At 63.9% G+C, this 21225-nt stretch carries 17 protein-coding genes and 2 pseudogenes; 7 read left to right on the top strand and 12 right to left on the bottom strand.

Features of this window, described 5'->3' with window-relative positions; translation table 11 throughout:
* Positions 1-17 precede the first annotated feature (17 nt).
* Positions 18-989, bottom strand: coding sequence for an alpha/beta fold hydrolase (locus JQ575_RS11490; RefSeq protein WP_212033309.1), 972 nt, complete (start codon positions 987-989; stop codon positions 18-20).
* Between the two features lie 137 nt (positions 990-1126).
* Complete coding sequence (locus tag JQ575_RS11485) at positions 1127-2545, bottom strand: TolC family outer membrane protein (RefSeq protein ID WP_212033308.1); 1419 nt, start codon at positions 2543-2545, stop codon at positions 1127-1129.
* A gap of 238 nt (positions 2546-2783) precedes the next feature.
* Here JQ575_RS11485 and JQ575_RS11480 point away from each other — a divergent pair, with 238 nt between their 5' ends.
* Positions 2784-4631, top strand: coding sequence for an acetyl-CoA hydrolase/transferase C-terminal domain-containing protein (locus JQ575_RS11480; protein WP_212033307.1), 1848 nt, complete (start codon positions 2784-2786; stop codon positions 4629-4631).
* A 147-nt stretch (positions 4632-4778) separates the two neighbouring features.
* On the opposite strand, the gene JQ575_RS11475 is transcribed toward JQ575_RS11480, so the two are convergent.
* Complete coding sequence (locus JQ575_RS11475) at positions 4779-5558, bottom strand: enoyl-CoA hydratase (protein ID WP_212033306.1); 780 nt, start codon at positions 5556-5558, stop codon at positions 4779-4781.
* Between the two features lie 112 nt (positions 5559-5670).
* On the bottom strand, positions 5671-6309 hold the full coding sequence (locus JQ575_RS11470) for a hypothetical protein (protein ID WP_249166588.1): 639 nt from the start codon (positions 6307-6309) through the stop codon (positions 5671-5673).
* Positions 6310-6662: 353 nt separating this feature from the next.
* Here JQ575_RS11470 and JQ575_RS11465 point away from each other — a divergent pair, with 353 nt between their 5' ends.
* Both JQ575_RS11465 and JQ575_RS11460 read left to right on the top strand, forming a co-directional pair.
* Positions 6663-7208, top strand: a complete 546-nt coding sequence (locus tag JQ575_RS11465) for a sigma-70 family RNA polymerase sigma factor (protein WP_212033305.1) — start codon at positions 6663-6665, stop codon at positions 7206-7208.
* A 2-nt stretch (positions 7209-7210) separates the two neighbouring features.
* On the top strand, positions 7211-7849 hold the full coding sequence (locus JQ575_RS11460) for an NrsF family protein (RefSeq protein ID WP_212033304.1): 639 nt from the start codon (positions 7211-7213) through the stop codon (positions 7847-7849).
* 45 nt (positions 7850-7894) lie between these two features.
* Here JQ575_RS11460 and JQ575_RS11455 read toward each other — a convergent pair.
* Positions 7895-9000 (bottom strand): annotated as a pseudogene (locus JQ575_RS11455) (DUF2336 domain-containing protein).
* Between the two features lie 68 nt (positions 9001-9068).
* Positions 9069-10209 (bottom strand): annotated as a pseudogene (locus JQ575_RS11450) (GGDEF domain-containing protein).
* 417 nt (positions 10210-10626) lie between these two features.
* Between JQ575_RS11450 and JQ575_RS11445 the strand changes: the two are divergent.
* From JQ575_RS11445 to JQ575_RS11430, 4 genes are all read left to right on the top strand, one after another.
* The gene (locus JQ575_RS11445; RefSeq protein ID WP_192737403.1) at positions 10627-11196 is read left to right on the top strand and encodes a sigma-70 family RNA polymerase sigma factor; all 570 of its coding nucleotides are present in this window, start codon (positions 10627-10629) and stop codon (positions 11194-11196) included.
* On the top strand, positions 11193-11900 hold the full coding sequence (locus JQ575_RS11440; protein ID WP_212033303.1) for a hypothetical protein: 708 nt from the start codon (positions 11193-11195) through the stop codon (positions 11898-11900). Before JQ575_RS11445 ends, JQ575_RS11440 begins: the two co-directional genes overlap by 4 nt.
* A gap of 58 nt (positions 11901-11958) precedes the next feature.
* The gene (locus JQ575_RS11435; RefSeq protein ID WP_212033302.1) at positions 11959-13797 is read left to right on the top strand and encodes a S8 family serine peptidase; all 1839 of its coding nucleotides are present in this window, start codon (positions 11959-11961) and stop codon (positions 13795-13797) included.
* A 576-nt stretch (positions 13798-14373) separates the two neighbouring features.
* Positions 14374-14883, top strand: coding sequence for a TIGR03809 family protein (locus JQ575_RS11430; RefSeq protein WP_212033301.1), 510 nt, complete (start codon positions 14374-14376; stop codon positions 14881-14883).
* Here the strand turns inward: JQ575_RS11430 and JQ575_RS11425 are convergent, their stop codons facing one another.
* The 6 genes from JQ575_RS11425 to JQ575_RS11400 all read right to left on the bottom strand — a co-directional run bounded on the left by JQ575_RS11425 (position 14884) and on the right by JQ575_RS11400 (position 21202).
* Positions 14884-16254, bottom strand: coding sequence for a TIGR03808 family TAT-translocated repetitive protein (locus JQ575_RS11425; RefSeq protein ID WP_212033300.1), 1371 nt, complete (start codon positions 16252-16254; stop codon positions 14884-14886). It abuts the gene before it with no gap.
* Positions 16255-16475: 221 nt separating this feature from the next.
* Positions 16476-17129, bottom strand: a complete 654-nt coding sequence (locus JQ575_RS11420) for a pyroglutamyl-peptidase I (RefSeq protein WP_212033299.1) — start codon at positions 17127-17129, stop codon at positions 16476-16478.
* A complete protein-coding gene (meaB, locus tag JQ575_RS11415) occupies positions 17126-18115 on the bottom strand; it encodes a methylmalonyl Co-A mutase-associated GTPase MeaB (protein ID WP_212033298.1) in 990 nt (329 codons plus the stop codon). The genes JQ575_RS11420 and meaB overlap by 4 nt, the downstream gene beginning before the upstream one ends.
* 51 nt (positions 18116-18166) lie before the next feature.
* Positions 18167-19675: a tripartite tricarboxylate transporter permease gene (locus tag JQ575_RS11410; protein WP_212033297.1), complete on the bottom strand. Its 1509-nt coding sequence runs from the start codon at positions 19673-19675 to the stop codon at positions 18167-18169.
* Positions 19676-19678: 3 nt separating this feature from the next.
* Positions 19679-20164, bottom strand: coding sequence for a tripartite tricarboxylate transporter TctB family protein (locus JQ575_RS11405; RefSeq protein ID WP_212033296.1), 486 nt, complete (start codon positions 20162-20164; stop codon positions 19679-19681).
* A gap of 45 nt (positions 20165-20209) precedes the next feature.
* On the bottom strand, positions 20210-21202 hold the full coding sequence (locus JQ575_RS11400; protein WP_212033295.1) for a tripartite tricarboxylate transporter substrate binding protein: 993 nt from the start codon (positions 21200-21202) through the stop codon (positions 20210-20212).
* Positions 21203-21225 lie beyond the last annotated feature (23 nt).

The raw sequence follows: 21225 nt of genomic DNA, 5'->3' as shown, positions 1-21225 counted from the left end.
CGAATCTGTCCTTAAGTCTAGAGCTTTCCGAGCGCCTTGAGCAGGGCGTCGTTGAACAAAGCGGGGTCCTCGATTTGCGGAATGTGGCCAAGGCCCGGCAGCAGGGTGAGGGTGGTATCCGGCGGCAACAGCGTTCGCAGATCAAGCGCCTGCTCAACCGGGGTCGTGTTGTCCTTGTCACCCCACAGGATGGCGACGGGGAGTTTCACCCGTGCATATGCGGTGCGATCGGCACTCACGGCGTTGCGGTCGGCGCCGAGGAAGTAATACAGCCAGTCGGCGATGTCAGGGGTGGTGTCGCGCTGCGTCGTCGGCCGTTGCAGGATCGCGACGAATTCGGGCAGCGCGCGTTCCTTTTTCTCGATCAGGGATTCGAGCAGCGTCTTCGTCGCCACCGGATTGGTGATGGTCAGCGATACCAGTATTTCGCGAATCCATTTTGGCTGAATGATCCATGGCGCCTCGGAAGGAGCCACCGTCAGTCCCAGCGCCGCATCTACCAGTACGAGGCCTCGCGCCCGGTCCGGATAGCGCATCACCAGTTCGGTCGCAGCACCGGCGCCAAAGGAATGGCCGACGATAATTGCTGGCTTGGCTTTCAGATTGACGAGAACATCGTTGATGCGTGCGGCCTGATCCTTCCTTGTATAGCTGCCCGGACGGTCCGAAAATCCAAACGGCGGCAGGTCGAGGGCGATGACGCGAAAGCCGGCGGCGGCGAGCACGCCGGTCGTGTGCCGCCAGAGTTCGCTCCAGGCCGCGGTGCCATGAAACAGCACGACGGGAATTCCATCCGCCGGGCCTTTTTCCTGCACGAACACACCACCGGAGCTGGTCGGCACCAGACGGCCCGACGGCGGCGCCAGTTCGGCGCGGGTGTGGGTTTCGCGGATCGATGCCGCCATCCGGAACGCTGTTATCGCGATCACGATCAAGATCAGGAGCGCCAGCAGCGTCTTGCCCGACCAGCGCAGTATGTTTGAGATCACGAGGCCTCGCAGAAAATGGATCGATCAAAATCGGGTGCAGTCAAATCAGATCGAATTTTAAGCCAGTGCAGATTCCCGGCGATGAAAAATCGCGGACATGAACAGCGGGCAGTTAACACCAGCGACAAAGTTACGAACTATTGCCCCGACGGCGTGCGCAGGCCGTGCCAGGCGTCGCGCACCTGATGGTAATGCACTTCCGGCAGGTAATCCGGCGTGTTGAGCCCCAGCGTCTTGACGTCGAGCCGGCCGATGGCGCTGAGCAGGGTATAGGAGGCGATCACGCGGTCGCGTTGTGCGCCGATCAAGCGCGCCTTCGCCAGGATCAGGTCCTGCTGCGAGTTCAGCACGTCGACCGTGGTGCGCTGGCCGCCCGCGGCCTCACGCTGCACGCCCTGCAAGGCGACCGTTGCAGCCCGCACTTCGGATTCGGAAGCGGACACCGCGACCTTGGCGCCTTCATTGGCAACCCAGGCGCCGACCGCCGCGGTGCGCGCCTGGTTGCGGACCTGGTCGAGCACCAGCCGGCTCTGGGCCGAGATTTCCTTGGCCTGCCGGGTCTGCGAGGCCGCCATGCCGCCATCGTAGATCGGCTGGTTGAGCTGGCCGGCTATCGAAGCCTGGTCGGTCCCGAAGGTGCCGAGCGTGGGGTCCGACTGTTTGCTGCGGCTGACGCTGCCTTGCATCGTGATGGTCGGCATCAGGCTGCTTTCGGCGACGCGAATGCTGGTCGAGGCAACGTCGACGTCAAAGGCGGCCGCCATCACGGCTGGATGCTCCCGGAAAGCGAGGCCGATGGCGTCATCGCGGCTGCGGGGCAGATAGCGGTCGACGGTTTCGGCGAGGTTCAACTGCGTCGGCGCGTTGCCGATCACCTGGGTATAGGTGGCCTGGCTGATGGCCAAGGCAACCTCGGCGGCGTTGAGGTCGGCGAGGCCACGGTTGAGTCGGGCTTCGGCCTGGGCCGTGTCGGTCGGTGTCACGTCACCGGCGTTGAGGCGCTTCTGGGTGATGCCCAGCGTTTCCCGCAGGAACGCGACGTTGGAACGCTGCGCTGACACCAGCGACTGATTGGCCAGCACGTTGGTGTAGACGGTGACGGCATCGAGCAGCACACCCTGGCCGACATTGCGCAGGGCCTCGCGGCCGGACGATACCTGCAGTTCCGCGACACGAACGCTGTTGGCGGTCTTGAAGCCGTTGAACAGGGTCTGGGTCACCGTCACCCCGATGGTCCAGGGCTTCAGATTCGCCGACTGCACGGTGTTGTCGGGCAGGAGGTTACGGACCGCCTGCAGGCCGGCGGTGAGGCTGGCGACGATCTGCGGCCGGTACCCCGCCAGCGCCTGCGGCACGCCTTCGTCGGTGGCACGCTGGCGCGCGCGTTCGGCGTTGAGCTGCGGATTGGTCTGATAGGCCTTGGCCAGTGCGTCCGGGAGGTTCTCGGCCTGGGCGCCTGCCGCGGCAAAAGCCACGCAAATCACGACGCCAAGGCAAATGCCTGTTCGAAGCACGCGCCTTGCAACGTGGCCAACTCTAGCGGCACGCCCAACCATTTGATCCCGCAACTACCCAAAGCCCGTCCGCCCCCGCCGACGGCCTCGTCACATCTACCTGTTTAGGGGGCGGTGCCGCCACTGGCAAACGGTCGCGCGACATCCTCACAGGAATTCGGCGCTTGGCTGTTGCAGGTTCGTCACAGACGAAGTTCGGTAACAAATGCGTTATAGCTCGGAGCAGCCGGCGTCTTATTCCAGGGCGGTTGGCGTTTCATGACGCCGGGTCCGCATTTTGATGCCGAAACTGTTTTCCGACCCCGAAGCGATCGCGGAAGACATCATCCGCGATGTCGGAACCAACCTCGTGGTCGGATTGCCGCTTGGGCTCGGCAAGGCCAACCACATCATCAATGCGCTCTATGCGCGTGCGGCGGCCGACCGCTCGATCAACCTGACCTTGTTTTCCGCGTTGACACTGGAAAAACCGAAGCCGGGCAGCCTGCTTGAAAAGCGCTTCATCGGTCCTGTGATCGACCGGCTGTTCGGCGGCTATCCCGATTTGACGTACGCCGCCGCGCTGCATGCCGGCGCGCTGCCGCCCAACATCCAGGTGATTGAATTTTTCTTCCTCGCCGGAAAGTGGCTGCAGGTGCCGTATCCGCAGCAGCATTACATTTCCGCAAACTACGCGCATGCCGCGTCCTATCTGCTGGCGCGCGGGCTCAATGTCGTCACCCAGTTGGTGGCGAAGCGCGTGGAGGGTGGCGTCGCGCGCTACAGCCTGAGCTGCAACACCGACACCACGCTCGACATTTTGCGCGCCCGCGCCGAGGGCCGGGCGTCGTTCAGGCTGGTGGGCCAGGTCAATTCCGAACTGCCGTTCATGCCCGGCGCCGGTGATCTGGCGGGCGGCGAATTCAGCGCGCTGCTCGACAGCCCCGAGACGGACTTTCCGCTGTTCGCGCCGCCGGCCGAGCCGATCAGCGACACCAAATACGCCATCGGCCTGCATGCCGCGGGTCTCGTGCCTGACGGAGGCACGCTGCAGATCGGCATCGGGCAGGTCGGCGATGCGCTGGCGCAGGGCCTGATCGTTCGTCACCGCGACAATGCGCAATTCCAAGCGGTCATGAAGCGGCTCGCGCCGGACCAAGCGGTGCCGCAGGCCGGACCGTTCGAGAAGGGGCTGTACGGCGTCAGCGAAATGCTGTTCGAGGCGTTTCTCGGCCTGATCGACGCCGGCGTTCTGAAGCGCGAAGTCGACGGCGTGACGCTGCACGGCGCGTTTTTCCTCGGGCCGAAAGCGTTTTATCGCACGCTGCGCGAAATGCCGGCGGAGCAGATCGCGCGCATCCAGATGATGCCGGTGTCGTTCACCAACCAGCTTTATGGCGACGAGGATGCCAAACGCCGCGCACGTGTCGATGCGCGCTTTGTCAACAATGCGATGATGGCGACCCTGATGGGCGCTGCGATCTCCGACGGCCTCGAGAACGGCCAGGTCGTGAGCGGGGTTGGTGGTCAGTATAATTTCGTGGCGCAGGCGTTCGCATTGCAGGGCGCGCGATCCGTTCTGGCTTTGGAATCGACCCGGCAGATCGGCGCGAAGTCGCAATCCAACATCCTCTGGAACTACGGCCATCAGACCATTCCGCGGCACCTGCGCGATGTTTTCGTCACCGAATATGGCGTCGCTGACGTCAGGGGAAAATCCGACGCCGAAACCATCGCGGCGATGCTTTCAATAACCGACTCCCGCTTCCAGGGCGAACTCGCAAAGGTGGCCAAGGATGCCGGCAAGCTGCCGAAGGATTTTGAAATTCCGCGCGCGCATCGCCGGAATTTTCCGGAAGCGATCGCAGCCGCGTTAAAGCCCGCGCGCGAGGCGGGCCTGCTGCCGTCGTTCCCGTTCGGCAGCGATTTCACCGAAACCGAACAGCGGCTGATCCCGGCTTTGCAGCTGCTGCGGGATGCCCAGCGCACGCCGCTGCGGTTGCCGGGGCTGTTGTGGCAGGGAATGACGCAGCCGCCGAACGCCGCGCGTCTCGAATGCCTGGCTCGGCTAGGCCTCGATAAGCCAACAAGTTTTGTCGAGCGGGCCTATCGCGCGCTGGTGAATGCGGCGCTGGCAAGGAGCAGGTAGTTTAGCGTCGTCCCTGCGAACGCAGGGACCCATAACCACAGGGCGTGATTGCTTGCACAAAGATGTCTGCCGTCGGAGTCTCAACACGACGGCTGCGGCGTATGGGTCCCTGCGTGCGCAGGGACGACACCGGGGGAGAGGTGGCTCTCACCGGTTCTTGTTCACCGGCTTGCGCTTTTCGATGAATGCCGCCATGCCCTCGGAGCGGTCTTCCAGCGCAAAGGTCGAGTGGAACAGATTGCGCTCGACATTCATGCCTTCCGACAGCGGCGTCTCGAACGCCCGGTTGATGGCTTCCTTGGCCATCGCGGCCGCGGGGCGCGACATCGAGGCGATCTTTTCCGCCGCCGCCAGCGCTTCGTCCATCAGGCTGGAAGCCGGCACGACGCGGCTGACCAGGCCCGAACGCTCGGCTTCCGCTGCGTCCATCATTCGTCCCGTGAGACAGAGATCCATCGCCTTGGACTTGCCGATCGCGCGCGTCAGCCGCTGGGTCCCGCCGATGCCGGGGATGGTGCCGAGCGTGATTTCCGGCTGGCCGAATTTGGCGGTGTCGGAGGCAATGATGATGTCGCACATCATCGCAAGTTCGCAGCCGCCGCCGAGCGCATAGCCGCTGACGGCCGCGATCGTCGGCTTGCGGCAGGTGGCGATGCGGTCGCCGCCGATGGCGGCGAAATCGCTGGAGAACATGTCGATGAAGGTCTTTGGTTGCATTTCCTTGATGTCGGCGCCGGCCGCAAAGGCCTTTTCGCTGCCGGTGACCAGAATGCATCCGATCGCGTCGTCGGATTCGAGGTCATCGACGGCGGCGGCGATCTCGCGAAACACGCCGAACGACAGCGCGTTGAGCATTTTCGGGCGGTTCAGCGTGATAATGCCAACCGCGCCTTTGCTTTCGACGATGATGTGTTCGAACGTAGCCATGGTTCACCCCGGGTGCCTGATTTGGCGGGCAATGTGCCCGCTGACGGGAGGGGCTTCAAGTGGGCTGAAGAGGCGGCCCGGACGCATTTCGCCGCGTCCGGTGCCCGATACCTCACGCCATGAACATGCGCGCCGCCGAGGCCATCGTCAGCAATGCGCCAAAGGCGATAAAGATTTTTCCGATCAACGAGGTCTGATCCCAGGTCGAACTCTCATTGCTGGAAGCCAGGACCGGCGCCGCGGGGGCGGGTTTAGCCGCGGCCATCGCGACGGTCTGCGTGGCCGGGTTCTGCTGCAGGGCCCGATCGACATCGTTGAGCTGATCAGATGAAACCACGGCATCGGTGGTGGCCTGCGCTTCCCCCGGCTTGTCGGCCGACGCCAGCAGGATATTGGCCTTTGCTGTCATCGCCTGGGCGCTTCCAGGGGCGGTATCGGCGGATGCCAGTTGCGCATTGGCGTTGGCGACCGACGCCGGAATCGTGAGCGCGCCGCCGGCCGAGGCGTCGGCGATCTCAACCGCTTTCCTGGTCTCGGCAGGTTTCGACACGACTTTGCCCGATCGACGCGTGTAGCGCTTCCAGTGGCGGGTGCTCTGGCGGACGGACTTTCCCGACGTCGCGCTTTCCGACTTCGACGTGGCGGCCGCGCGGTCCGTGCTGGCTGCCGTCGCCGGCGATGGCCCCGCGAAACATACGAAGAGCCCTGTTGCTAATATCAATGCCGAGCGCCCGCTGGCTTTGACAATCATATGGCAATCTCCCCATTTGCCCGCCCCCGAACCGAAATGAGACCCCGCCCCGTGTCCACAGCGGGGCAAAAAAAGGGAATCTTCGGGCAAGACCGGGCAAAAACAGGGCAGCTGCGTTGCAGCAACCGAATACGCTTGTTGTATTCTTCGGTACGCAGCTGGTCGGGCTGGCGGCGCGCGGGTGCGAGCCGGAGCGATCGATGATATGAGCCAGCCGGCAAGGAACCTGCGGTCCCGATTCCCGGGGAGGCTGCGCGAAGAGACACATCAAGGACCATGATCACGACTTCGTGATCGAGGCCCCCTGACGTAACAAATTGAAAAAGCGACCGAATTGCAAGGTGGGAGCGCGCGTGCGCGAACGTGAGGACGAATGGACCGGCCTGATGCGGTCGGCCATTTCAGGCGAAAGTACGGCGTATCATCGCCTGCTCAAGGCCGTCACGCCGGTGCTCCGGGCCGCGGCGCGCCGCGGGCTCACGCGTGCAGGGCAACCGGTCGATCAGTCCGAGGACATCGTGCAGGACATTTTGCTGGCGGTGCATTTGAAGCGGCACACCTGGGACGTCAGCGCCCCGTTTGCCCCATGGCTGTTTGCGATCGCCCGCAACAAGCTGATCGACGCGCTGCGGCGCCGGGGCCGGCGGGTGTTCGTCAATATCGACGATTTCGCCGAGGTGCTCCCGGGCGAGGCCCCGGTTGAGACGGCGTCAGCGGGCGAGGTCGCCGCCCAGTTGGCGTCGCTGCCGGCGCGCCAGCGCGACGTCCTCCAGTCGATCGCCGTCGAGAGTGCTTCGATCAAGGATACCGCGGCCAAACTGGCGATGAGCGAGGGCGCGGTGCGGGTCGCGCTGCATCGGGGCTTGACCAGCCTGACGGCGAAGTTACGGGAACAATGAGAATGGATACCGATCAGCTCATCAAAACCCTGGCTGCCGACAACGCGCACCGCGCGCGGCCGGTCGGCTTTGCGCTGATGCTGGCGCTGATGGCGGCGGCTCCCGTCTCGCTTTTGATGTTCTTCACCGAGCTTGGCATCCGGCCCGATGTGATGACGGCGATGCGCAATCCGTTCTTCGATCTGAAGTTCGCCGTGACGCTGGCGCTGGCGATCGCGGCCATTGCCGTCAGCCTGCATCTGTCGCGGCCGGAAGCGTCGCTGCGTGGCTTCGGTTGGCTGCTGTTGATCCCGGCCGGGCTTCTGACCGCAGGCATCGGCGGCGAGATGATGATGCCGCAGCGGGTGCCAATGATGACGCGGCTGATGGGCAACAATTCGCGGATGTGCATGACGGCGATCCCGCTGCTGTCATTGCCGATCCTGGCAGGCGCGCTGATCGGCCTGCGTCACGGCGCGCCGGCGCGGCCCGCTCTGGCCGGCGCTATCGCCGGAATGTTGTCGGCGGGGTTGGCCGCGACGCTCTACGCGTCGCATTGCACCGATGATTCACCGCTGTTCGTGGCGACCTGGTACACGCTCTCGACCGCGTTGGTCACGGCGATCGGGGCGCTCGCCGGATCGAAACTGCTGAGATTCTGATTCTTTTGTCGTCTCGGCGTTCGCCGGAACGACACAAATTGTGGCTCACTTCGCGGGCGCGTTTTGCTGCATGCGATGGAAGCGCACACCTGCTGGGCAGTCGATGGCCGCAGCCGCTCATAGGTATCCTTGCACGCCGATATGTCGGTCGGCTCCCCGCCCGTCAACTCGTCGCGCATGTTGATTATCGCCCGAACCGTAGACCATGACAGGCTCGCCACTTTCGCCAGGATCATCACGCCTTCGGCGCGGCTTTCGATCATCATGTTCTCGGCGATTGCCACCGGCACATTGGCCAGCGCTGCGATGGAGGCGTTGGCTTCGTCGAATTTGCCGGCCTGGGCAAATGACGCCACCTGGAATTCGTCGAGCCGGCCGTCCTGATGAAGCGATTTGACCAGCGCGTGGGCAATCTCGGTGTTCCTGGTGATCGCCGACGGTGCGGAGCGCGCACGCCGCGTCGCCTCCTTGACCGCGTTCGGCACCTGCGCCGCCAGCTGCGGGTTGGCCGCCTCCAGCCGCTGCCGGACCGCGTCGGACGCCTTGGCGAGCAGCTTCAAATACAGATGTCGCGGAATCGTCGGACGCAGGCCGATGCAGGTCGCGAGGTTATCGTCTCCGTCGGCGCGGTTGACCAGCCTCGTAAAGCCGCGCTCGGTGAATTCCGCGCCCGGGTTGTTGACCGTGCTCTGGATCACCTCATCATTCCCGCGCTGGACCAGCACGTCGGTGACCGCTCCGCTCAACACTTTTCGCGTCGAGATCGCCATCAAATGGGCCTGGCTCTTGCTGCGCGCATTCTCGATCAGGGTCTTGTCGTCGAGCCGAGCCGATTGCGACAGCACGGGCCCGGCGACCTCGATCACGTCGTCGAATGCCAGCGCCCGGATCGTCAGCGGCGGCGCGGTGTCGATCGGCGCGAGACGGTTGGCCAGCAATGTTTTGGCTGAGGTCTCGATGTGATCGATCAGGCACTGGAAGACATCGTCGAACAGCCCGACCTGTTCGTCCGAAAAGTCCACTGCGCCGTTGATGAAAAGGTCGGTCACCCGGCGCAAGGTTTCGACCCGGCGGGCGACCGTCCCGTGCGCGAGCGTGGTCTGCAGTTCGTCGAGCAGGCTCATGGGGGCGATAGCGGACTTCGAACTCATATGACTCTATCCTGGAGCAAAAGCCCGGCGACGGTTTCTCCGTCGCCGGAACAACTGAAATGGTCGGTTCAGGCGCTGGTGATGCGGTTGCGTCCCTGTGCCTTGGCTGCGTAAAGCGCGCTGTCGGCGGGCGAGGAATATGTCCGGGGTTTCCTCCGGCTTCAGCGTCGCGACGCCTCCGGAAATGGTCACGCTCATGTCGGGCGAGAATGCGCTCCAGTCGAGCTCTGCAATGATCCCGCGCAGCCGATCGAGCGCCCGCATGGCGTGGTCCGTGCTCATGCCGGGCAGCACCAGCAGGAATTCCTCGCCGCCGTAGCGGCCGAAGCGGTCGACGCCGCGGATGTTGGCGAACATGGTGATGGCGAAAGTCCGCAGCACCTCGTCGCCGGTCGGATGACCAAAGGCGTCGTTGATGCGCTTGAACCAGTCGAGATCGATCAATGCAATCGAGCAGGGCGCGTCGTTGCGGCCGGCGCGGGCGATCTCTTCATCCAGCATCCGCATGATGCAGCGGCGGTTATACGATCCCGTGAGTTCGTCGAGTTCGGCGAGCTCCTCGATCCGCTTGTAGGCTTCCTTGAGTTTCAGCCCGCTCTGATAGAGCGATTGCTTCAGCGAGCTGGAGAAGATGCCGAGGAACATGCAGCGTCCGATGGTCAGGACGAACACCAAAAGGGTGGCAAAGCGCTCGAGGTGGCTGCCATGCGGCATCGAGATCGGTCTGTCGGTCAACAGGAACAGCCCGGCCAGGCCGATCGTCATCGCCGTCCAGATCATCATGGTCTGCGCGGGGATCGAGCGCAGCGAACTGAAGCTGAACACGATGAACAGGGTGCACAGGAACATCCCGCCGACTTCCGGCGCGACATAAGTGAACGCCAGCGCAATCAGCATGCAGATGGTCGCCTGCGGGGCGACCAGATAATGATCCTTGAAGCGCTCGTTGAACCCGAATTGCGAAAGGATGAGGCTGAAAATCACCAGCGTCAGGCCGGAAGCCGCATAGGCCGGGGCGATCGTGGGCGGTATCGAGCCGGCCTGCGCATAAAGCAGCAGGACCCCGGCGTCGATGATGTAGCTGACCCCGATCAAAATCAGGATCTGGCGGCGCTGCTTGGCGCGCCGGGCAAGCGCCTTCGCCGCCGGCTGGGGACCGACGCCATCCAGATCGGCCGGATTCACGAATGAGGAGGCCGCGGTGCCCATGGACTCGCCGTTGATGGAACTCGGCAAAAATCTAAGTGGGAAAGCCTTTAGGTTTGGTATCTTTTGGAACCGAATCTGGTCCGTTAAAACACCTGCCACTACTCTGTTTCGCAACGGAAATTCGGCCGATTTGAACTGCCGGAACCATTGCGTGGCAGCCCAAGCTGCAAGCAGATGCTGCCTTGTGGACTAACCCTTGGTATGGTCGCACCGGATCGCGCGCTCTCTAGGAAAGTAACGCCGTATTATGATACCGAAATTGGGGCTTTGTTCGTTCTCGCCGGCGCCTTTGGCGGCCGGTGCGCCTATGTGGGGTAGATCACACATGCAAATGGTTCATTGCCGTAATGTGAAGAATCTTGCCTCGGCAATCGAACCCTCCGCCATCTCCCCCCGACCAACCTTGCGAGACGGCAATTGAGTGCGACACAGGCGGCTTCAGACGAAATTCTGATCGCTCGGATCGCTCAAGGCGACCGGCTCGCCATGCAGGTGCTTTACGGAAGGCACCATGTCAGGGTGTTCCGTTTCGGGCTTCGGCTCGTACGGGACGAACAGGTTGCGGAAGACCTCATCAGTGAGGTGTTTCTCGATGTGTGGCGTCAGGCTGGCAAGTTCGAAGGCCGATCCGCCGTTACCACCTGGCTGCTGGCGATTACGCGGTTCAAGGCCCTGTCGGCACTTAGGCGCCGGAAGGATGTTGGACTGGACGATGAGACCGCGAACGCGATCGAGGATACGTCCGATGATCCGGAAGTGGTGGTGCAGAAGAAAGATACCAGTGATGCGTTGCGCAAGTGCCTGACATCACTTTCGCCTGAGCATCGGGAGATCGTCGATCTCGTCTACTACCACGAGAAGTCCGTGGAAGAGGTGGCCGAAATCGTCGGAATTCCGGAAAACACCGTCAAGACGCGTCTGTTTTATGCGCGCAAGAAATTAGCCGAACTGCTGAAGGCAGCCGGCATTGAGCGAGGTTGGCCATGATGGCGATGAGCAAGAAAATGCTGGATCAAGAACCCGGCGAAATCGAGATGCTGCTGCCATTCCATGCGGCCGGCACGCTGAACGCGCGCGATGCGCGTCGCGTCGATGAGGCGCTCGCCGGCGATCCCGCGTTGGCCAAGCAATATGCCGTCATCCAGGAGGAATACGCCGAGACCATTCATCTCAACGAAAGCCTGGGTGCGCCGTCCGCGCGCGCCATGCAGAAGCTGTTCGCGGCGATCGACGGCGAGCCCGAGCGCAAGCCGTCGGTGTCGATCAATCTCTCGGCGCGGATCGCGGAATTCTTCACAAAGCTTTCGCCGCGGACGCTGGCCTGGTCGGCGAGCCTCGGCGCTGTCGCGCTGCTGCTGCAGGCCGGGGTGATCGGCGCGGTGCTGATGAAGAATCAGACTGCTTCCTTCCAAACGGCTTCGCTGAGCCTGAATCAGACGGCGGCGCCCCTTACCCGCGAACTCGGTGCTGCGGTGCCGCCGCGCGCGCTGGTGCGGTTTAACCCTGACGCGCGCATGTCCGACATCAATACGCTGCTCGAAAATTATCAGGCCTCGATCGTCGATGGCGCCAAGGGCGGCATGTTCCGGCTGCAGTTTGGCAACCGTGCGCTGGGCAAGGACGAAGTCACGAACCTGATGAGCAAGTTGCAAGGCGAGAAGATCGTCAATCTTGCGGTGCCGACGCCGTAAGGCGTCGGTCGCCTGACCAAGCTGAGGTCCCATGGTCAATGCTGGCGTGAATTGGCGGATGAGGGCACAGCGCGCGGCATGGGCATTGTCGGCGATGGCGCTGCCGCTTGTGCTGTTCGGCGGTTCGGTAGCCGATGCGCAAGCCATCATGCGCACGCCGAGCCTGAACCTCAATTCCCGGGTGCCGACGATCAATCCGTCCGCAACGTCCAGAATCAATCCCACCGTTGGGGCGCGGGTCAATCCGGCCATCACGAGCCGCCCCGTCATCACGAACCGCCCTGTCATTGCGAACCGGCCTGTCGTCACGACCCGGCCCGGTCCCGGGGTCATCGCGCGTGTTCCGCCGACCACGCACGGCGGTGGCGGAGGCGGCGACACGACGTTGGTGGGACGGATACCTAACGGGCGTCCCGAGATCTCGCGTGTCGGTGTGGACCCGACGCTTCCGCTGCGTTTCTCGCCGAACCTTTATCCGGTCTGCCAATACGCCAATCGCGGTCCTGACGGCGAATGTTTCGACCGCCCGATCCTCTCGGTCGATGGCGGCGGCAACGGCACCTCCGTCAAGAAGGGCAATAACGCTCCGCGCAACAACGCGCCGCCGCAGGCGGCCGCGATCGACACGCGCGCGATCCCGAACGAACTGGTAGCGGAGATCGACAGCGCGTTATCGCCGGCGCAGGCCGATGAACTGGCCCGGCGCCACGGCCTCGAGCGGCTCTCCTCGCAGGAATTCCCGCTGATCGGCGGCACCATCGGCCTGTTCCGGATCATCGATCAGCGTCCGGTGGACGTCGTCCGCCGTGAGTTCGCCGCTGACAGCGCCGGCGGCGTGAAGTCGGTGCAGCTCAATTTCCGCTATATGCTGCAAGACCAGAAAGACCAGAAGCGCTCGATGAGCGAGGGCGACGCCGCGCAATACGCGGTCGCCCAGCTTCGGTTGCCACAGGCGCACAAGCTGGTCCGCGGCATGAACGTCACCATTGCGGTGATCGATTCAGGCGTTGACGTCAAACATCCCGAACTCGTCAATTCGGTTGCCGATAGTTTCGATGCGCTCGGCAGCAAGGAAGGCCCGCACGTCCACGGTACCGGCATTGCCGGCGCGATCGTGGCGCATGGCAAGCTGATGGGAAGCGCGCCGGAGGCGCGGCTATTGGCGATCCGTGCGTTCGGCAGCGCCGCAAATGGTGCGGAAAGCACCTCCTATGTGATCCTCAAGGGCCTGGACTATGCGGCCGAGCACGGTGCGCAGATCATCAACATGAGTTTTGCAGGACCGAAGGATCCCTTGATCGAGCGTGGCGTTGCCGCAACCGCTGCCAAGGGGATCCTGATGGTCGCCGCCGCCGGCAATGCCGGCGCCAAATCACCGGCGCTCTATCCCGCCGCCAATCCGAACGTCATTGCGGTGAGCGGAACCGACTCGCAGGCAAAGCTGTTTGCGGCATCGAACCGCGGTGTCCATATCGCCATCGCAGCGCCCGGCGCGGATATCTTCCTGCCGGCGCCGGACGATAAATACCAGATCACCTCGGGTACCTCGTTTTCCGCCGCCTTTGTCAGCGGCATTGCCGCCCTGATGCTGGAGCGCAATCCTGCGTTGAAACCGAACGATCTACGCGCGATCCTGACGAAGACCGCCCGCGACCTTGGCGCGCCCGGCCGTGACGACATGTTCGGGGCGGGCGAGGTCGATGCTTTCGCGGCCGTCACCGCCTCGACGGCCGCGCCCGCCGTACCGCTTGCCGCGGTTTCGGGAGCTCCGGGTTCTCAAAAGGCGCCGGCTCCCGCCGATAACGCTTCCGTGAGCAGAGCGATGAACGACTCGGCGCCGTCGATGGCGTCCGAGAAATCGGCCGCAAACAACGTGAATCGCCCCGCTACGCGGTGATTTCCGGCCGGCTCGCCCCGAATAAAAGTTAAAAAAATCGATCGGCCTTTTGAACGTCCCGCGAAGCTGCTGCGACTAATGAATGTGGGAGCGGTTATCCCTCCCCATCGGCTGTATTCGGCGCGAGCGCCCATCCACCCCAAGCGCCCATATGGCTTGACCCGTCCGGTTGTCCCCCCGGACGGGTCTTTTCCTTTCAGCGCCCCGCTTCTGAGCTAGGACCCCCCGCATTGATGCGGGGCGAGTGCCGTTCTGCCATCGAGACAGATCAAGCGGACTTAGCTTGGCTTGGGATTGGCTTGGGATTGGATCACAATCGGGCGTGCGTGCGCTGATCGAACCGCGTCGCCGTCCGTGAAATCACCGCAAGCTCCACGCAACGCGGCCATGCCATTGAACGGCTTGACGGTGGATAGCGCGAGTAACCCAGCATTCATGCGGGTTTCTTGCACTGGGAGCCGTCCCGTAATGGCACGTACTGGACAAGCAAGAAGTTTTCCACAGAATATCCCCACCACGTCCAGTTGATTCGCCTCTGTTGCGTCTGCGTCCGTTCTTCTCCTTACGGGCAGTTTTATGACACATCATGCAGACGTGGCACGTGGCCGCGATATCGTTGCGCGCTGGTGCAACCTTGCGGAACAGCGGCTGGATTACCTCACCGAACTGTTCGAGACTGGGCGCTGGCGGCGCTTTCATACCGAGGACGCATTTCTCGAAAATATCCGGGAAGCCAAGGAAGCGGTCGAACTCTGGCGCAAGCTGGAGACGCGCGAGGCTTCGCTCGACAACACCGCTGTCGATCTGTCCTGGCTCGGACGTCGCGAATCGACGCTGACAATCAGCGCGCGGCTGCGTGAGTACGCTCCGTCGGCTCCAAGTCTGGTCCTAAGCCTGGCCCCGGTCGCCGCCGAGCCGCCACGCGATGTTCCGGGCGATGTCCTGATCGCGCTGGAAAGCGTACTCGCCGATAGTGCCGAGGCGCCCTCGGTGCCCGATGCGCCGGCGCTGGACGATCTGTCGCCTCCGGCGCTGGATCTTGACGCAATCAGGGACCGGTACCCGCTGCTGCGCAACGCGCTGTAGCTACCTGCGCACCGCATTGGTCCCGATCACCACCTGGGCGTAACGCTGGGCGCCTTCGGCGGACAGGTCGCTCGTGATGGCGCGGGCGTGGTCGAGGCCGACCACGGCGCCGCGCGGGGTTTCCGAAATCATGTTGTTGTTGACCAGCGCCGTGCCTGCGCCCGGCACGACAGACACGCCGACCCCGACAAAGGCCTTGCGGATCACATTGCCCGTAATGGCGATGTCGCGGAGATATTTGCCCCAGCCGGCCACGATCCCGAAGGAGGGCGCGTTTTCGATCACATTGCCGGTCACGGAACTGTCCGCCTCGACATAAATGCCGACGCCGGCGTCATCGTCCGGAATGGTGCCGGCCGGCCGCTTGGGCAGCAGATTGCGGATGATGTTGCCTTGCACGACCGCGATGCGGCCGCCCTCGTTGAAATTGCAGACGGAGACGCCGACGGCGGCGCCGTCGACGGTGTTGTTGGCGATCACGGCGCCTTCGAACGAGAATTCCGAATACAACGCGACCTCGCGGACGTCACTGACGCTGTTGCCTGAGATCTGGATGTTGGACGCCGAATTGCCGCGCACCGCCGAATAGTCGCAATTGCGGATGCGGTTGCCGCGCACGATCACGTTGCCGGCGCGGAAGGCGTTGATGGCGTTGCCGTACTGGCCGGAGCCGCCGGGCCCGGCCTTGATGTCCTCGATGCGGTTGTCCACGACCAGCGTGCCGTCGTCGCCGATCGCCGTGCGCAGGATCTCGATGCCGTTGTCGTTGGTGTCGATGATGGTGTTGCGCGAGACGATCAGGCCCTTTGCATCGAACGACACCACCGCCGTGGTCGCGATCTTGGTGAAGATGTTGCCGCTGATGTCGCCGGAGACCTGTTCGAGCCAGATGCCGTTGCCGCCGCTGGCGGTGATCTCGCAGTCGGAGATGCGGACGTCACGCCCGCCCGCGCAATGGATGAGGCCGCGCCGCGTCGGCAACGGGATGGCGCCGCCGTCGAACGTGATGCCTGACAGACCGATGCCGCCGGCCCCTTCGCTCTGCAGCATAGATGCGCCGCCACTGAAGACGAATTTGGTCGCGCCGCGCACGCCGACCAGTTGCGAGCCGTTTTGCAGACGGAGCAGGCCGGTGCGATAGACGCCCGGCGGCAGCGATAGCGGCACCTGCGCCCGCGCGGCTTCATCGATCGCGCGCTGCAACGCCTTGGTTTGATCGTCGGGACTGCCGGGGCGCACGCCATATTGCGTGGCGTCGCGCCCGAACGTCGAGGCCGGCGGCGCCGCGCGCGCAGCGTCCGGCGATATCGCCAACGCGCCGGCAATGCCGGCGGCGGAAACGCCCATGAACTGGCGGCGTTTTGCGTCCATGATTTGATATCCTCGCGCAATGCAGGCCATGGCATTCGCAGGGCCAAAGCTAGCGCGAAAATGCGCCGGCGCATGGTGAACGGGGCGGCGGCACAGGGCGATTGTTGGGGGTAGGGTTAATCCTGGGTAGATCAGTCGTAGGGTGGGCAAAGGCGCATTTGCGCCGTGCCCACCATTTCTTGCGCGAAATGAATGGTGGGCACGCTTACGCTTTGCCCACCCTACGAAGTGAGCACTGCCTGTCGCGCCAGCACCACCATTTCCAGCAGCATCGCCTCGCCGGCATCGACCAGCTCATCGAGCGTGATGCGTGCGTTGCCCTTGCGCCGCAATGCGCTGCCGCGTGCGAGCGGCGGGATGTGCACGAACGACGCCAGGCGGAGATGATTGTCGGTGCTAGCAGCCTCAATCGCGCGCCAGCTCAAATAGTTGCAAAGATAACTTCCGGCATCGCGCGATGGCCGTGCGTCGATGCCTGTCGCCAGCGCAGCGCGCAGCAGCCGCAGCGTATGCGGACCAAACCGCATCGCGTCCGGACCGAGCCCGATCGATCCCTTGCGGACGCGGGTTTGCGCCGCATCAGGCCACAGCAGCGTGACGGCGTTGCGCGCACGGGTCTCGATCCTGACATGCTTGGTGCGGCCCGCCAGCCCGAACATCAGTATTGCCTGCGGGCGGTGTTTTGCGAGCGCTTGAGGCAATTCGAGGTCGACCGCTTTGTAGGTCACGGGAAAGATGTGACTCGAGATGTCCACGTCGGCAAAGGCCGGACGGCGCAGCCGCAGCAGCCGCTCAACCAGCGCCTGCGTCGGATTGTACGGCGCGCCCGGAAACGGCCCGAAGCCGGTGACGAGAATGCGAAGCCTGTCGTTCACCGCAGCATCTCCGCGATCTGTTCGGCGGCAACCGCCGGCGTGATGCGCCCGTCGGCGACCTCGGCCTCGGTCTTTTTCACCCGCGCGCGAATCGCGGGGTCGGCGCGCAGCCGCGCCATCATCCGCTGCTCCAGCATCGACCACATCCATTTCACCTGCTGCTCGCGCCGCCGCGACGCGAATTCACCAGACGCATTCATGGCGGTGCGGTGATCCAGGATCTTCTGCCACAGCGTGTCCATGCCGGTGCCGGTCAGCGCCGAATAGGTCAGCACCGGCGGATGCCAGTGCTCCGATCGGGGGGTGAGGATATGCAGCGCGCCGCGATATTCGGCCGCCGCGAGATTGGCGCGCTTGATATTGTCGCCATCGGCCTTGTTGACCGCGATCATGTCGGCAAGTTCGACGAGACCCTTCTTGATGCCCTGCAATTCGTCGCCGGCGCCGGGCAGCATCAAGGCCAGGAAGAAATCGGTCATGTCGCAGACCGCGGTCTCGGACTGGCCGATGCCGACCGTCTCCACCAGCACTACGTCAAAGCCGGCCGCCTCGCACAACAACATCGCCTCGCGGGTTTTCGCGGCGACCCCGCCGAGCGTGCCTGATGCAGGCGAGGGCCGGATGAAGGCGTCGTCGGAGGCTGACAATCGCGCCATCCGCGTCTTGTCGCCGAGGATGGAGCCGCCGGTGCGGGCCGAGGACGGGTCCACCGCCAGCACCGCGACCTTGTGGCCGCCCTCGATCAGGAACATGCCGAGCGCATCGATGGTGGTTGACTTGCCGACCCCGGGCGAGCCGGTGATGCCGACACGCACGGCCTTGCCGGTGTCGGGCAGCAGCGCCTGCACCAGGTCGCGCGCGGCGGCTTGATGGTCGCCACGGCGGCTCTCGATCAGGGTGATCGCGCGCGCCAGTGCGGCGCGGTGACCCAAACGCAGATCCTTGGCGAGCTTGTCGATATCGGGGGGAGCAATCGGCCGGTTCATGCCTTGGTTTACAACGGCTGCGCGGTGCAGGCGAGGGGATCGTGTGGAGTGTTAGTGGGGCGCGGCGGCGGGCGAAATCGCCTTGAGCCGTCGCCACCCCCAGACCAGCACCGGCCAAATCAACGCGCCGATCGCCAGGGCGGCGAGGATCGCGGAAATTGGTCGCTCGAAGAACGGCAACACGCTGCCATCGGACTTGATCAGCGAAGTCACGAAACTCTGTTCGATCATGGTGCCCATCACGATACCGAGCACCATGGCGGCGACCGGATAACCGTTGGCTTCCATGACGTAACCAATGATTCCGAAGGCCGCGACGGTCACGACGCCGAACATGTTGTTGCCGATGGCGAACGAGCCGACCGCGCAGCACAGCATGATGAAGGGCATCACGGAGGAACGGGGCGCGCGCAACACGTAACTCGCCAGACGGATCATGACGATGCCCAGCGGAATCATGATGATGTTGGCGATGATGAACATGAGATAAATCGCATACATGCTCGACGCCTTCTCGGTGAACAGCGTCGGGCCGGGGTTCAATCCCTTCATGTAGAGTACGCCGATGGCGATGGCCGCGATGGTGTCGCCGGGAATGCCGAACAGCAGCGACGGCACCCAACCCGACGCGATGCTGGCGTTGTTGCTGGCGCCGGCTTCGACCAGACCCTCAACGTGGCCGGTTCCGAACTTCTCGGGCTCCTTCGAGAAGCGCTTGGACATTGCGTAGCTGACCCACGCGGCCATGTCGGCACCGGCGCCTGGTAGCACCCCGATGATGATGCCGATGATGTTCCCGCGTGTCATCTGCCAGCGATACTTCTTGGTGAGCCTCCACTGGCCCGCCATGATGCTTCCGAACTTGCGCTTTGGGATTGGCGGCGGTTCCGGCGTCAGCATTGCACGCATGACTTGCGCCACGGCAAATACCCCAACCAGTGCCGGAATCGGCTCGATGCCGCCGAACAGATCGGTCATTCCAAACGTGAAGCGAGGCACGCCGCCGGGATTTTCGATCCCGATGCAGGCGACAAGCAGACCGATGAACATGCCCGCGATGGCCTTTACGGGCGAAGAGCGCGCGACCAGCGTCGCGCACATCAGGCCCAGGAACGCGAGCCAGAAGTATTCGAAGGTCGAGAACGACAGCGCGATCTCGGCAAGCGGCGGTGCGAGGATCATCAGCGAGAGCGTGCCCGCGATACCGCCCACCGCGGAGAACCATACGCCGGCGCCGAGCGCCAGTTCGGCCTCTCCCTTGCGGGTCATGGCATAGGCTTCGTCCGCGTAAGCTGCCGAGGCGGGGGTACCCGGAATGCGAAGCAGCGCGCCGGGGATGTCGCCGGAGAAGATCGCCATCGTGGACGCCGCCACGATGGTCGCAATCGCGGCGATCGGTGACAAATAGAACGTAACCGGGACCAGCAGGGCGGTCGCCATCGTCGCGGACAGGCCGGGCAGCGAACCGATGACGAGGCCATAGACCGATGCCGCCAGCATCGCGACGATGACTTCCCAGGTGGAAATGAGCGCGAACGCTTCAATCAGGGTGTTAAGCATGGGTCACCACGGCATCGGCAACAGCCCGGCCGGGAGCGGCACGCGCAGTAGCTTGCTGAAAATCAGATGGATGACGATCGGTGCCATCACCGCGAGCGGCAGCGAGAGCTTCCAGCGCGCGCCGAGCGCGCTCGACGTCACGTACACGATCAGCGCGGCCGTGATGATGAAACCCAATCGGTCTGCAGCCGCGACGTAGAACAACAGCAGTGCCGGCGGCAACAGTGCGCGCAGGCCATAAAGCTTGCCGGTGGGCGGCCGCGCTTGACCGGCCTCGAGCGGAATAATCTCTTCTTCCTCTTCGAAGGTGTGGCCGATGCCGAGAGCGATCGCGAGCCCGCAAAGCGCGAGACCCGATCCGATCACCAGCGGAAAGATATTGGGGCCCACCGGCTGACCGGGCACGGGCGGCAGCAGCCAGCCGCCATAGGCAGCCGCCGCTCCGAGGCCAACAAGAAACAATCCCGTGACTTGATCGGGAAGACGCATCAACGAGCCCCACGTATTTCCGAGCAAGTGAACCGGCGGGACCGATCAGGCCTTGGAGAGGCCGGCAGCCTTCATCGCCTCGCCCATTTGGGCGTCGCCCTTGTCCATGAATGCTGCGAATTCCGTCGCGTCGCCCCACACCGTTCCGAAACCGCGATTGCTCATGAAGTCCTTGAAGTCCTTGGAGTCGTAGACCTTCTTCAGCGAAGCCGTGAGCTTGGTCGCGACGTCCGCAGGCAGGCCCTTCGGACCCGCAATGCCGCGCCACGCGCCCGTCGCATAGTCGATCCCCATCGACTCCTTCAGCGTCGGCACGTCAGGGAATGACGGGTTGCGCTTGGGCGCCATGATTGCGAGGCTGCGCGCCTTGCCGGCTTCGATGATGGCGCGCGCTTCCGGCACCGAGCAGGTGGTCAGGTCGAGACCACCCGCCGCGAGATCCTGCATCGCGGGCGCGGCACCGTTCGACGGTACCCAGGCCACCTGATTTGCGGGAAGTCCGAGCGCCTGCATCCAGCCGACCAGCGCAAGATGCCAAATGCCGCCCTGGCCGGTGCCCGAGGCTTTGAACTTGCCGACGGGCGCTGCCTTGATGGCGTCGGCGAGCTCCTTCACGGTCTTGTAGGGCGACGTTGAAGGGACCTGGATGCCGGGCGGGTCCTCGTTCATCAGGGCCAGCGGCGTGTAGCTCTTTGGCGCCAGTTCGGTCAGTCCCTGCCAGTGCATCATCGAGATTTCCACCGTCAGCATGCCGATGGTGTAGCCGTCGGGCGGCGCGGTTGCGATGGCGGAATGGCCGACCACGCCGGAGCCGCCGGTGCGATTGACCACGTTGAATGGCTGGCCGAGGTCCTTCTCCAAAAGGGCCGCCACGATGCGCGCGGTCGCATCGGTGCCGCCGCCGGCGCCCCATGGCACAATCACGGTTACCGGCCGTGCCGGATAAGCCTGCGCCAACGCCGGCTTGAATCCAAAACCCGCGACGGCCGCTGCGGCGGCGGTTGAAGCCGCAAATGCGCGGCGCGTAATTTTGGTCATGGTAACCCTCCCTGCGGCGTCCC

This window comes from Bradyrhizobium sp. JYMT SZCCT0428 (assembly GCF_018131075.1).
Classification (GTDB): domain Bacteria; phylum Pseudomonadota; class Alphaproteobacteria; order Rhizobiales; family Xanthobacteraceae; genus Bradyrhizobium.
The sequence above is the reverse complement of the archived record's forward strand: the minus strand, read 5'-3'. Positions and strand labels throughout refer to the sequence as shown.

Excerpts from the sequence above, each read along its gene's own strand:
- JQ575_RS11485 (WP_212033308.1), bottom strand. The coding sequence starts at position 2,545 with ATGGTTGGGCGTGCCGCTAGAGTTGGCCACGTTGCAAGGCGCGTGCTT.
- JQ575_RS11405 (WP_212033296.1), bottom strand. The coding sequence starts at position 20,164 with ATGCGTCTTCCCGATCAAGTCACGGGATTGTTTCTTGTTGGCCTCGGA.
- JQ575_RS11460 (WP_212033304.1), top strand. The coding sequence starts at position 7,211 with ATGGATACCGATCAGCTCATCAAAACCCTGGCTGCCGACAACGCGCAC.
- meaB (WP_212033298.1), bottom strand. The coding sequence starts at position 18,115 with ATGAACCGGCCGATTGCTCCCCCCGATATCGACAAGCTCGCCAAGGAT.
- JQ575_RS11475 (WP_212033306.1), bottom strand. The coding sequence starts at position 5,558 with ATGGCTACGTTCGAACACATCATCGTCGAAAGCAAAGGCGCGGTTGGC.
- JQ575_RS11430 (WP_212033301.1), top strand. The coding sequence starts at position 14,374 with ATGACACATCATGCAGACGTGGCACGTGGCCGCGATATCGTTGCGCGC.
- JQ575_RS11425 (WP_212033300.1), bottom strand. The coding sequence starts at position 16,254 with ATGGACGCAAAACGCCGCCAGTTCATGGGCGTTTCCGCCGCCGGCATT.
- JQ575_RS11470 (WP_249166588.1), bottom strand. The coding sequence starts at position 6,309 with ATGATTGTCAAAGCCAGCGGGCGCTCGGCATTGATATTAGCAACAGGG.
- JQ575_RS11440 (WP_212033303.1), top strand. The coding sequence starts at position 11,193 with ATGATGGCGATGAGCAAGAAAATGCTGGATCAAGAACCCGGCGAAATC.
- JQ575_RS11435 (WP_212033302.1), top strand. The coding sequence starts at position 11,959 with ATGAGGGCACAGCGCGCGGCATGGGCATTGTCGGCGATGGCGCTGCCG.
- JQ575_RS11400 (WP_212033295.1), bottom strand. The coding sequence starts at position 21,202 with ATGACCAAAATTACGCGCCGCGCATTTGCGGCTTCAACCGCCGCCGCA.
- JQ575_RS11480 (WP_212033307.1), top strand. The coding sequence starts at position 2,784 with ATGCCGAAACTGTTTTCCGACCCCGAAGCGATCGCGGAAGACATCATC.
- JQ575_RS11410 (WP_212033297.1), bottom strand. The coding sequence starts at position 19,675 with ATGCTTAACACCCTGATTGAAGCGTTCGCGCTCATTTCCACCTGGGAA.